This window comes from Neorhizobium sp. AL 9.2.2 (assembly GCF_013317225.1).
Classification (GTDB): domain Bacteria; phylum Pseudomonadota; class Alphaproteobacteria; order Rhizobiales; family Rhizobiaceae; genus Neorhizobium; species Neorhizobium soli.
On the sequence record NZ_JAALXU010000003.1, the window covers coordinates 1392483 to 1404825 of the forward strand.

Below are 12343 nucleotides of genomic sequence, written 5' to 3' on the forward strand. Positions count from 1 at the left end.
TATACATAGAAAAGGAGACGACCATGCCAATCTTCAACGCGATCCCGGGTGACCACGCAGAGCATCTATGGAACGGAGGCAGCGATTCCTACGGACACCAGCCGGAGACCATGATCTCGGATGGTCCCGGATATCCCTGCCGCCATTGCCTCAGGAATATCGACGCGGGCGAAAGCCTGTTCGTTCTTGCCTATCGACCGTTTCCGACAACGCAGCCCTATGCCGAAACCGGTCCCATCTTCCTGCATAAGACGCCCTGCCCACGGTTTATCGCGGAAGAGGTTCTACCGCCAATTCTTGTCAGTCCCGATTACATCGTCCGGGGTTATGGAGAGGATGACAGGATCGTCTATGGCACGGGTGCGGTGACCCCCACGTCCGAAATCATGCGGCGCGCCGAAGACCTGCTTCAACGCGCCGATATCGCCTATGTCCACGTTCGCTCGGCCCGCAACAACTGTTTCCAGTGCCGGATTGACGCGGCTTAGCAGGAGCCCCTTATGCCTGCGGGTCTCCGCCGTCCCGCTCCAGCTTTTCGGCAAAATCGAGGAGCTGCCGCACGAGATCGCCCGCAGCCTTGTCGTTTTGTTCGATCCTGCGAGCCGACACTTCTCTCAGGTTGAGAAGCGCCGCTTCCACACTGCGCGGCAGAGCCGGGCCGCGGTCATGATGTGGCCCCTTGTCGTGATCGCGGTGGTGTTCGTGCCGTTCCTGCTTCTGCTTGATCTTTTCAGCCAGCTCGGACAAGCGCTCGAGGATGGTCGTTGCGAAACTGCGGTTCTCATCGAGGTGCGCACGGCCCTCGTCAGTGATGGTGTAACGCTTCTTGTTGCCATCCGCTTCAGCCGTCACGTAGCCGGCTTCCTCAAGATAGGTCAGCGTCGGATAGATGACACCAGGGCTGGGTGCGTAAAAACCATACGTCATATCTTCGATATGTTTTATGATCTCGTAGCCGTGGCGGGCTTCCTTCTCGATCAAGGCCAGGACGACCAGTCTGAGATCGCCCTGCATCAGAAAGCGACCGATACGACCCTCGCCATCATCGCCGAAGCCACGGCCACCGCCCGGCCCGCCTTTTCCGCCAAAACCCCTACCCGCAAAGCCTTTGCTGAACGGACCGCCCCGCATGGTAAATAGTCCCTCGAAGCCCGAGCGATCGGCGTTGCAGCTTTTGTTGGTTTCAAATCGTTGAAACATCTTACTCTCCTTTAGAGTATCTTTCGATATATCTAAAGCTAGCACATTTGCGCAATGCTGCAAGCTGCCAGATATATCTAAGTCATATCCATTTGATTTTTGTGGCGGATTTTTTTCGAGCTATCTTCGGCGCGCGGTGCGGCCGATCCGGATTGACCGTCGCGTCATTACCCGGCAGTCACCGAACTTTCGCCGACCGTCATTTTAGGGATGCGTCCGTGGGCGATTGTGCCTAAGCTCGCCTCCATCAGTGATCCGAAGGGAGATATTAGATGTCGCTTTTTACCAAAGACCTTTTCGAAAATCATGCGGTCTCGCGCCGATCCCTTCTCGGTGGCATTGCGGCCACATCGGCGCTGGTCATGCTCCACCCGTTTGCGGCACGCGCGGCCGCCAACCAGGCGCATCTGCGGCTGATGGAGACGACAGACATCCACGTGCATGTCTTCCCTTATGATTATTATGCCGACAAGCCGAACGACACACTTGGACTGGCCCGTACCGCCTCGCTCATCGATTCGATTCGAGCCGAAGCCGGAAATTCGATGCTGATCGACAACGGCGACTTCCTGCAGGGCAATCCGCTCGGGGACTACATCGCCTATGAGCGTGGCATGAAGGAGGGCGACAAGCATCCCGTGCTCACTGCGATGAACGTGCTGGGATATGACGTCGGCACGCTTGGAAACCACGAATTCAACTACGGCCTCGATTTCCTGTTCAAGGTTCTTGCAGGATCCGGCTTCCCGCATGTCTGCGCCAACCTGACCAAGGGCCAGCTTGCCTCCAGTGCCAAGGACGACGATCTCTTCTTCAAACCCTACGTGATCATCGAAAAGCAGATCCGCGACGGTTCCGGCCAGTCGACCCCGATCAAGGTCGGCTTCATCGGCTTCGTGCCGCCACAGATCATGACCTGGGATAGCAAGAATCTTGAGGGCAAGGCGCAGACGCGCGATATCGTCGATGCTGCCAAGGCCTGGGTGCCTGTCATGAAGGAGGAAGGCGCCGACATCGTCATCGCCCTATCCCATTCCGGCATCGATGGTTCCGGCCAGAGCGATCGGATGGAAAACGCGTCTCTTTATCTCGCAGGGATCGAGGGTATCGATGCGATCTTCACCGGTCACCAGCATCTGGTTTTCCCGGGTCCAAAGGATTTCGAGGGCATTGCCGGCGCTGATGCCAAGAAAGGCACGCTGATGGGCAAGCCCGCCGTCATGGCCGGGTTCTGGGGCTCCCATATGGGTCTGATCGACCTGTTGATCGAAAAGGATGGCAGCGGCTGGAAGATCGTCGATTCCACCTCGGAAGTCAGACCGATCTATCACCGCGACGAAAATCGCAAGGTCGTTGCCGACGTCAAAGACAAGCCTGAGGTCACCGCGGCCATCAAGCCGGAACACGAGGCGACGCTTGCCTATATCCGCCGCCCGGTCGGCAAGACATCTGCGCCGCTCTATTCCTACTTCGCGCTGGTCGCGGATGATCCGTCGGTGCAGATCGTCTCAAATGCGCAGACCTGGTACATCAAGGACATGCTGAAGGATGGCGAGTACAAGGACCTCCCGGTGCTATCCGCCGCCGCTCCCTTCAAGGCCGGCGGTCGCGGCGGTGCGGATTACTTCACCGACGTCCCGACCGGCGACATCGCCATCAAGAATGTCGCGGATCTCTATCTCTATCCCAACACGGTTCAGGCCGTGCTGATATCGGGCGCGCAGGTCAAGAACTGGCTGGAAATGTCGGCTGGCATGTTCAACCAGGTCAAGCCGGGATCAAAGGATGTTCCGCTGCTCAACGCCGGTTTCCCGTCCTACAATTTCGACGTGATCGATGGCGTGACCTACCAGATCGACCTGTCCCAGCCGTCGCGCTTCGACAAGGATGGAAAGGTACTGGACGAGAATGCTCACCGTATCGTCGACCTGATGTTTGACGGCAAGCCGATCGATCCGGCGCAGAAGTTTGTCGTCGTCACCAATAACTACCGTGCCGGCGGTGGCGGCAAGTTCCCGGAGATCGCCAGCGACAAGGTCATTTTCGTCGCACCCGACACCAACCGCGACGTCGTTGTTCGCTACATCATCGATCAAGGTACGATCAATCCTTCGGCCGACGACAACTGGTCGTTCAAGGCGCAGCCCGGATCCACGGCCCTGTTCGAGACCGGACCCAAGGCGCGCCAGTTTGCCGGCAGTCTGAAGGGGACGAAGATCGAGGATGCCGGCGACGGCGAGAACGGTTTCGCGAAGTTCAGACTGGTTCTTTGAGGCGCCACATCCAGTCGTCCGGCCGAGGACCCGTGTTATTCGGCAGCCTGCCAATACGTCCTTCCCGGCTCCTGCTTCAGGAGTTCGGGAAGGTCATCATGGTTTGGACATGAGGACAGCTTGGCTGCAAACGATTCGATCAACCACTGTCCCGCGGGTCCGGGCGGATTGGATGCCTTTCGCAAGGCGTAGATCGGATATTGCCCCTGCTCGTACGCGTCGATATCCAACGCGACCAGATCGCCGTTGCGGATGTCATCGAGCACCAGGGACGCCGGAAGCCCGCCCCAACCAAGTCCACCCTCGATCAGCTGATACTTGGTGGCGATGTCACTGATGCGCCAGATCTTGTAGGACAAGACATTGAAGTTACGCCCTGCGGTAAGGCCTGACGCGTCGGTCACGACCAGTTGCGTCTCGTCGCGCACATCGGCGAGGGTGAGTGTGCGGTTGAGCTGCACCAGTGGATGATCCGGCGCTGCGACCGGCAAGAGGTAGGAATGACCGATCCTTTCGGCAATCAGCGAATCGTCCTGCTTCAGGAGAGCGCCACCGATGCCGATGCCGGCCCGCCCACTGATGACCTGGCCCATCACCATGCCGAGTTCCCCGACGCTGAGGTTGAGGGCGACACTTGGAAATTTCTCTCGGAATTCGCGTAGCTGGCTGACCACCGCGTCGGCCGGCACCATCACGCTGACGGCCAGCGTGATCTCGGCTTCCAATCCCTGAGTGATGCTCTTTGCCCGAGACCGCATGATCTGCAGGTCGGCAACAATTCGCCGCGCATCCATCAGCATCGCCCGCCCGGCCTCGGTCAGTTTTGGCTGACGCGCCCCGGCCCGGTCGAACAACTGAATCTCGAGCTGCGTCTCGAGGTTGGCAATCGTGTAGCTGACAACCGACTGAGCCCGGTTCAGCAGGCGTGAGGCTGCCGAAAAACTGCCGCTTTCGGCAACTGCGATGAAGACCTGCAGCTGATCGAGGGTGGGATTCGCGTCCATGTGACCTATCCAGATTTTAGATCGAAAGCTTCGACATTATCCCCATTCCATCGATTGCCGTCTACTCCTATTTGTCTTCTCAGACAGGCGACCTCCAGTCTCCCACCGTCGAGAAATTCATAGGAAACAAAGCAATGCCATCCATCCTTCTCGTGACATCCAGCCCTCGCGGCAACGAATCACTGTCGACAAAGATTGCGACGGAATTTGTCGACAAGCTGAAGGTCCAGCATCCGGGCGCGACCGTTGTGACCCGGGATTTGGGTCAGAACCCGATCGCCCATCTCGACACCGTGACCACATCTGCGATCCGCAAGCCCGCAGATGCTCGCAATTCCGAGGAAGCGGCAGCAGCGAAACTGTCCGACGAACTCGTCGCCGAGTTGCTCGCCGCCGATACGGTCGTGCTTGCCACGGGCCTGATCAATTTCAATATCTATTCGACGCTGAAAAGCTGGATCGACAACGTTGCCCGCGCCGGCATGACGTTCCGCTACACAGCCGAAGGTCCGCAGGGACTTGCGACCGGCAAGAAGGTCTATGTCGTTCTGTCGGCTGCCGGCATCTATTCGGAAGGCCCGGCCATGGCGATGAACCACGCCGTTCCTTATCTCAAGACGGTTCTTGGCTTCATGGGCATGACGGATGTCGAAGTGATCTACATTGAAGGTACCGCATTCGGTCCGGAAGCGTATGAGAAGGCGATTGCCGCCGCACAGGATCGCACGCAGCAGCTTGCACTGGCGGCCTGATCCTAGACGTCCACACCGGTTGGTGAGACGAGACGCCCCTGACGGCCGTGGACATTGTCCCGGCCGTCTTTCTTTGCGTGATAGAGGCGTTGGTCCGCAACGCCGAACAGCGTGGCGAATGTGTCGCCATCGTCAGACGTGGTCGCCACTCCGATCGATACGGTGATGCACTTGCCATCCGGCCTGATGACAGACGCGCAGATATCCTGGCGAAGCCGCTCGGAGAGCGCCAAGGCTCCTTCGTGGTTCGTGTTCGGCAGGATCAGCACAAACTCCTCGCCGCCGAACCGCGAGAGATGATCGCGCGGCCGCGTTCGGGCCTTGAGCTGCGCTGCCACGTCCTTGAGCACCTCGTCCCCCTTCATGTGACCGAAGAGATCGTTCACGTCCTTGAACCGGTCTGCGTCGATGATCACGAGACTGAGCTGCTGCCGCATGTCGATACTTTGCTTGATCATCGCCGGCGCATCGGCTTCCAGCCGGTTGCGATCGAAAACGCCAGTCAACCGATCGACGCCGCTTGTGGCAAGCAGCGCCTGATACCGCTCGCGAAACGTCAGATCGTGAAAAATGTCGGCAATTTCGCGCCGCGACAAGGCAAGCCTCGGGATCTGTTCGACCTTGAGATAGGCGAGCAGCAGCACGGAATAGATGATCACCGCGAGCATTTTGGCGTACCAACCGCCGAACAGGACCGACAGCGGCGCGTCGAACAGCAATCGCAGTCCGGAATAGAAGGCAAGCTGGTCAAAGCTTAGAACGATCGCACCGCTGACGGCAAAGCGCAGGATGATATGGCGCCTGAAGATCCGGCCGAAACGCTCATAGAGAAGAATGATGGCGATGGCGTCGATATAGAGTAGCGCCGTGCCCCATACCATGAGTGAGCCCATCTCGTTGAGAAAGACCATGTCGGCAGGCCGTCCCGCAGGAAGGGTGACGACCGGATGCGCCTGCAGGATCTGCGCGATGAGAACCGTCAGGAGATTGCCGAGAAACAGTCCGTAGATGGGCTGGCGCACCGTCGAGGCATCCTCTTTCAAGTACAAGAGGAGGATCATCATCAGCTTGCCCGCGAAGAAGACGGACGATCCGGGCGATACCAGCCCGAACGGCAGTTCGACATAGAAGACCGCCGCGAGGTAGGTCTCCATGAAGTGCATCACACCGAGCGCAGCCAAGAACACGCCAAGGCCAAGCTGGCGCCTGAAATGCAGGAAGGCGGCCATGATCGTGAAATAGACGATCGCTTCTGCAACGAACAGAAAGAGGTTTAAAACCTGCATCATCACGCCTTTTAAGCCTGGCGGACCTCGCGTTCACATCCCAAAGCCATGACTTTGTTAGATAATCGCAACACCAGTTATGCCGGTAAATTGCTGCGGCGCAATAGAGGATCTCGCGGGACCCACGAACAATCAGGCAGAGCGCGAAACGGCGCCATCCGAGAACAGCGAGGCGCCGTTCTGATCAATGATCTGCTGTGCCTTGCGAACGGCATATTCGGATGCGTCCTCCGCAGAGGTGAACATGTCTGCCCGCACGAAAGTGCGGACGAGTGTTTCGCCAGCGACATCTTTTTCGATGCGGCCGGCAAGCCGGAACTGGCTGCCTTCCTTGATCGGTGCAGGATAGATGCGGCATTCGGCATGCATCTGCGGCTCGGCTTCCCGTGCGGGCGCGGTTTCGGATTTCGGGCCGGAAAACATCGAAAGAAGAGAGGAAAGAAACGAAGCCATGGATGAGTGCTACCCTTTGCTCGGCACCGGCGGAATCCGAAGACCATTCCGGTGCGATTTCGACAAAATCAGATGATCAGGTTGGCAAGGATCTCGTTTTCGGTGATGTCCTCGTAACCAAGCCCCGCCGCCTCGAAGCGCTCGTGCAGACCGGCAAAGTTTCCGGACGCGGTCGTTTCAATACCGATGAGGATCGAGCCAAAGTTGCGGGCCGACTTCTTCAGGTATTCGAAACGCGCGATATCGTCTTCCGGACCGAGCAGGTTAAGAAAGTCTCGCAGGGCGCCCGGACGCTGCGGAAGGCGCAGGATGAAGTATTTCTTCAACCCCGCATAGCGCATCGCCCGTTCCTTGACGTCCGGAAGGCGTTCGAAATCGAAGTTGCCGCCGGAAACGATGCAGACTACCCGCTTTCCGGCCAGCTTCTCGCGGCCGAGCATCTCGAGCGCGGTGATCGACAGAGCACCGGCGGGCTCCAGCACAAAGCCTTCAAGGTTGAGCATCTCCGTGAGCGTCACGCAGATCGCGTTTTCCGGAACGAGCAGGACCTGATCGGGAGAAAATCCCTTCAGCATCTCGAAATTCAGTTCGCCGATCCGCGCAACCGCAGCGCCATCCACGAAGTTGTCGACCTTCGGAAGTGTGACGAGCGACCCGGTCTGGAGGCTGGTCTTCAGGCTTGGAGCACCTGTCGGCTCGGTGAAAATAAAGTTTTCCTTCGCCACCACGTCGGAAAGATAGCCGCTCAGTCCTGACGCAAGCCCACCACCGCCGACCGGCATGATGACGAGATCAGGCGTTGCGCCTTCCGGCAGTTGCTCGAGGATTTCGGCAGCGACTGTCGCCTGCCCCTCGATGATATGAGCCGCATCGAACGGTGGCACCATCATGCCACCGGTCTCCTCCACATGGGCGCGTGCCGCGGCATAGCACTGGTCAAAGATGTCGCCGACGAGCTTGATGGTGATGTACTGGCCGCCGAAGATCCGCGTCTTGTCGATCTTCTGCTGCGGCGTCGTTACCGGCATGAAGACGACGCCCGGCACTTCGAAATGCCGGCACACGAAGGCAAATCCCTGCGCGTGATTGCCGGCCGAGGCACAGACGAAGGTGCGATCCTTTGCCCCGTCGGCGATCGCCTTGCGAAGAAAGTTGAAGGCGCCGCGGATTTTGTAGGAGCGGACCGGAGACAGGTCCTCGCGCTTCAGCCAGATCTCTGCGCCGTATTTACGGCTCAAATGTTCGTTGAGCTGAAGCGGCGTCTCCGGAAAGATCGTCCGCATTGCGGCTTTTGCTTCGTCGACACCGAGCTTCGTCACGCTAAACATCCCAATTCTTCACGATTTCATCCGCTATGCCACACGTGCCGTAACAAGACCAAGGCCGTTTTGCAGACTTTCCGTTCTGTGCGCGTTTTTGGGAACAAAAACATCGATGCCCCAGAATCTTCGGGCAATGGCGACGCGCTCTGCGCGGCACTATCGATGCAGGAGTTTGCCGATGAACCGGGTCGCTTCCGGCAGACCCGAGCGCCAATAGGTCCAGTCGTGGCCACCTTCACGCGCCATGAAGCGGTGCGGCACGCCGAGCTTCTGCAGCTTGACCGTCAGTTCCGCATTGCCCACGAAAAAGCTGTCGGACGATCCGCAATCGATGAAGAGTTCGGTTTTGCGGATTGCGTCTGGAGGCGTCTTGTCGACGAGATCGAGAACGCTGTTGGCGTAGTAAGGCTGGTTCAGCCGATCCGTGCCACTCAACCCCTCACCCCAAGCCTTGCCGTACCGACGGTCATAGCCTGCCTGATCCATCGCTACAATCTGCTGATCGGTTCTGAACGCAGCACTCAGCGCTGCAGCACCGGCAAACAGATCCGGATATTTCAGCGCGTAGGCCATGGCTGCATAACCACCCATGGAAAGGCCCAGAATGCCGCGCGACTTCTTGCCTGCGATCACCGGGAACGAGCCCTCAACGTGCGGAATGAATTCCTTCACGAACATATCCTGCCACAGATATTTTCCGTCGGCATCGTTCATATAATAGGTGTTGAACTTGTTTTCCTCGTCCCGCCGACCCTCAGGCGTCACGGCGATGAAGGGCGGTACTTCGCCGCTTTCGATCAGTTTGTCGAAGATCAGGTTGGCGTTCCCATACCGGTACCAGTCCTGATTCTTTCCATCGCCACCACCGTGCATCAGATAGATGACCGGGTATCGCCGTTCGTCGGATCCGTAGCCTGGAGGAAGATAGAGCGTAAACTCGACATTCTTGCCAAGGATCCGGCTCGCCATCACCTGGCCTTCCTTTACGACGCCAGCCGCGAATGCATTCGCGCTGACGAATAGACCGGCCACAACGATCAAAATTGCCCTGAGCATACGTTTTTCTCCTACCGCTCCTGATGGAAGTAGAGGGCAAGGAGATCAATTCAATTTGGAAAGGTTAAGAATGATGGTGCGGACGACGGGGGTCGAACCCGTAAGACCTGAGGTCGGCAGATTTTAAGTCTGCTGCGTCTACCAATTTCGCCACGTCCGCCTGGGTTCCTGTTTCGTGAAGTTCGCCTTCGACGTCAAGGACGGAAATTGCAGGCGGCGGCAGGCGCGCAACAAAAAAGCGCGGAGCCGAGGCCCCGCGCTTTTCACTTGAAGTGGGCAGATCAGGCGCAGAGCTTGGCTGCAGTCTTTGCAACATGGGCGCCCTGGAAGCGTGCGCCTTCGAGTTCGATCTCGGAAGGCTGGCGCGAGCCGTCGCCGTTGGTGATGGTCGTGGCGCCGTAAGGCGAGCCACCCATCACTTCTTCCGTGCCCATCTGGCCCTGGAAGGAGTAAGGCAAACCAACCACGGCCATGCCCTGGTGAAGGAAGGTCGGGATGAAGCCGAGAATCGTCGATTCCTGGCCGCCATGCTGGGTGGCCGACGAGGTGAACACGGAGCCGACCTTGCCGATCAGCTTGCCGGCGAACCACAGGCCACCGGTCTGATCCCAGAAATTGCGCATCTGCGAGGCAACCGAACCGTAGCGGGTCCCGGCACCGACGATGATCGCATCGTATTCAGCGAGCTCGTCCGGTGTGGCGATCGGAGCCTTCTGATCAAGCTTGAAGTGCGATGCCTTGGCTACCTCTTCAGGAACCAGTTCCGGAACGCGCTTGACGGTCACTTCGGCACCGGCCGAGCGAGCGCCTTCGGCGACAGCATACGCCATCGTCTCGATATGGCCGTACGAGGAATAGTAGAGAACCAGTACTTTTGTCATTGTTTTCAATTCCTTTGCAGGTGCTGGAATGATGATCGCAAGGCGGCAACGGACCACGTCACGATCATGGCAAGCAGGACGCTTTCCGATAACAGGCCTTGAGGCTTAGCTAGCGCAGTGTCACAGCACCGGCCAGAGGGCGATCTCTGCACGGACTGTCCACAATTGCTGAACGCGATCGAATGTTTGTCGTTTCATTCGCACGTCAGTTTTTGGATTGAACGATTGCAATCGTTTCCCGGCGCGCGCTAACGTTCCCGTGCAATGAGAAAGCGAGCGCCTCCATGTCCGATACCCTGTCATCCTCACCTACCCTCGTCAGCGCGGCGATGCTCGCCATCGGCGACGAGCTTCTTTCCGGCCGGACCAAGGACAAGAATATCGGCCACCTCGCCGACCTGCTGACGCTTTCAGGCATCGACCTGAAGGAAGTGCGCATCGTTGCCGACGAAGAAGACGCGATCGTTGAGGCTCTGAACGCTTTGCGTGCCCGCTACGATTACGTCTTCACATCCGGCGGCATCGGCCCGACCCATGACGACATCACAGCGGATGCAGTCTCAAAAGCATTCGAAGTGCCCTGCATTCACGACCCGGAAGCGATGCGGTTGCTCGCCGAGATGTACGAGCGCCGCGAAATGGAATTCACCGAGGCCCGCCAGCGTATGGCGCGGATGCCGCAGGGTGCCACGCATATCGCCAATCCGGTTTCAACGGCACCCGGCTTCGTCATCGGCAATGTCCACGTGATGGCCGGTGTACCGCAGGTGTTCCAGGCGATGATGGACAATGTTCTGCCGACGCTCAAATCGGGCTCGAAAGTGCTGTCGCGGGCAATTGCCTGCCCTTATGGCGAGGGCGATATCGGAACCCCGCTTGCGGCTGTGCAGAAGGCGCATCCGGAGACCAGCATCGGCTCTTATCCAAAATACGACGGCAAGCGCTTTTCAACCGAGCTGGTGGTCCGCGCCCGCGATCCGCAGGTTCTGGACGCGGCCGCGCAGGCTGTCGCGGACATGATTGCCAATATCGACGGCACCCGGATTGCCGACAACCCGACGGCGGACGCCTGAGAGAGACCTGCGCGAGCTGGCCTTCCCCAAGTCGATCGACCAAGCCCGATCTGGGCATCACGTAACAATTAGAGACCGGATTTCGGCTCCCCGGCGCCGGTCAACAAGGGAGATGACGCCATGGCTTACAAAACCATTCTTGCTGTCCTCGACATTCCGCAGAACGCCCGGCAAATGGCGAATTTTGGCGCGGCCCTGGCTGAAACGTTCTCCGCCCACCTGATTGGCGTGCATGCCGAGACGCTTGCCGCCGTGCCGTTGATCGCGCCAATGGAGATCCCCGATCCCGCAGCGGTCCAGGTCCTGCAGGAGGTTGCCCAGAAGGAAACGGCCATGGTCGCCGACATCTTCAACACGGTGTCCACGCGTGAGGGACTGTCGCGCGAATGGCGCAGTTTCGTCTCCTCTGCCGGATATGGCGCGAGTTCGGTGATGGAGACTGCCCGGACCGCGGACCTCATCATTGCAAGCCAGAGCGACCCTTCGCATTCGGATCACCGGGCCGATCTCGAAACATTCCTGTTCGAGAGCGGTCGCCCGATGTTGCTCGTTCCCCACCGGATGACCGCCTTCAAGCCGATCGAGCGTGTTCTGATCGGTTGGAACGGTTCCAAGGAAGCGGCCCGCGCGACCTTCGACGCCCTGCCCTTCCTCAAGACCGCCGCAAGTGTGGAAGTGCTCGTCGTCGACCCGCCGGAGCGCGGCGACCAGACGGCCGAGTTTGCGGGAACCGAGATTGCCACAAGTCTTGCGCGACATGGCGTCAACGTCACTGTCACCACGCGGATCGGTAGCCGCGAGACGCCAGCCAAGGCCATCGAAAACCGGCTTTTGGACGACAGTATCGATCTGCTGGTCATGGGTGGCTACGGCCATTCCCGCTGGTGGGAAATGCTGTTCGGAGGGACGACACGCAGCGTTCTGGATTCAATGACCGCGCTGACGCTTCTGTCGCGATGAAGGGTCGGACCGAAGTCGTCCTACCCACCTTGCCAGAAACATCCGTTTCCCGCTATTAGCGAGAGCCAAAGCAGATCTAAGCC

12 protein-coding genes and 1 tRNA gene are annotated in these 12343 nt (G+C 58.8%); 5 read left to right on the plus strand and 8 right to left on the minus strand.

Features of this window, described 5'->3' with window-relative positions:
* Positions 1-23: 23 nt before the first annotated feature.
* Positions 24-488 (plus strand): DUF1203 domain-containing protein, encoded by a 465-nt coding sequence (locus tag G6K99_RS13385; protein WP_174196764.1) that lies wholly within the window; start codon positions 24-26, stop codon positions 486-488.
* Between the two features lie 10 nt (positions 489-498).
* On the opposite strand, the gene G6K99_RS13390 is transcribed toward G6K99_RS13385, so the two are convergent.
* Positions 499-1200 carry a PadR family transcriptional regulator gene (locus G6K99_RS13390; protein ID WP_174196765.1) on the minus strand — a complete coding sequence of 234 codons (702 nt, stop codon included), beginning with the start codon at positions 1198-1200 and terminating at the stop codon, positions 499-501.
* 272 nt (positions 1201-1472) lie between these two features.
* Here G6K99_RS13390 and G6K99_RS13395 point away from each other — a divergent pair, with 272 nt between their 5' ends.
* The gene (locus tag G6K99_RS13395) at positions 1473-3473 is read left to right on the plus strand and encodes a bifunctional 2',3'-cyclic-nucleotide 2'-phosphodiesterase/3'-nucleotidase (protein ID WP_174196766.1); all 2001 of its coding nucleotides are present in this window, start codon (positions 1473-1475) and stop codon (positions 3471-3473) included.
* Between the two features lie 35 nt (positions 3474-3508).
* Here G6K99_RS13395 and G6K99_RS13400 read toward each other — a convergent pair whose 3' ends face one another.
* On the minus strand, positions 3509-4477 hold the full coding sequence (locus G6K99_RS13400) for a LysR family transcriptional regulator (protein WP_174196767.1): 969 nt from the start codon (positions 4475-4477) through the stop codon (positions 3509-3511).
* 134 nt (positions 4478-4611) lie between these two features.
* On the opposite strand from G6K99_RS13400, the gene G6K99_RS13405 reads away from it, so the two are divergent.
* On the plus strand, positions 4612-5229 hold the full coding sequence (locus G6K99_RS13405) for an FMN-dependent NADH-azoreductase (protein WP_062581389.1): 618 nt from the start codon (positions 4612-4614) through the stop codon (positions 5227-5229).
* Positions 5230-5231: 2 nt separating this feature from the next.
* On the opposite strand, the gene G6K99_RS13410 is transcribed toward G6K99_RS13405, so the two are convergent.
* From G6K99_RS13410 to wrbA, 6 genes are all read right to left on the minus strand, one after another.
* On the minus strand, positions 5232-6518 hold the full coding sequence (locus G6K99_RS13410; RefSeq protein ID WP_174196768.1) for a diguanylate cyclase: 1287 nt from the start codon (positions 6516-6518) through the stop codon (positions 5232-5234).
* A gap of 129 nt (positions 6519-6647) precedes the next feature.
* Positions 6648-6968, minus strand: coding sequence for an HlyU family transcriptional regulator (locus G6K99_RS13415; RefSeq protein WP_062457634.1), 321 nt, complete (start codon positions 6966-6968; stop codon positions 6648-6650).
* 68 nt (positions 6969-7036) lie between these two features.
* The gene (ilvA, locus tag G6K99_RS13420) at positions 7037-8287 is read right to left on the minus strand and encodes a threonine ammonia-lyase (RefSeq protein ID WP_371816176.1); all 1251 of its coding nucleotides are present in this window, start codon (positions 8285-8287) and stop codon (positions 7037-7039) included.
* Positions 8288-8446: 159 nt separating this feature from the next.
* Entirely contained in the window at positions 8447-9346 is a 900-nt protein-coding gene (locus G6K99_RS13425) for an esterase family protein (RefSeq protein WP_174196769.1), read from the minus strand.
* A 74-nt stretch (positions 9347-9420) separates the two neighbouring features.
* A tRNA-Leu gene (locus tag G6K99_RS13430) sits at positions 9421-9506 on the minus strand.
* A gap of 121 nt (positions 9507-9627) precedes the next feature.
* Positions 9628-10227: an NAD(P)H:quinone oxidoreductase type IV gene (gene wrbA / locus G6K99_RS13435; protein ID WP_062581387.1), complete on the minus strand. Its 600-nt coding sequence runs from the start codon at positions 10225-10227 to the stop codon at positions 9628-9630.
* Between the two features lie 284 nt (positions 10228-10511).
* Here wrbA and G6K99_RS13440 point away from each other — a divergent pair, with 284 nt between their 5' ends.
* Positions 10512-11300: a competence/damage-inducible protein A gene (locus G6K99_RS13440; RefSeq protein ID WP_113110988.1), complete on the plus strand. Its 789-nt coding sequence runs from the start codon at positions 10512-10514 to the stop codon at positions 11298-11300.
* A 120-nt stretch (positions 11301-11420) separates the two neighbouring features.
* Positions 11421-12260 (plus strand): universal stress protein, encoded by an 840-nt coding sequence (locus tag G6K99_RS13445; protein WP_174196770.1) that lies wholly within the window; start codon positions 11421-11423, stop codon positions 12258-12260.
* Positions 12261-12343 lie beyond the last annotated feature (83 nt).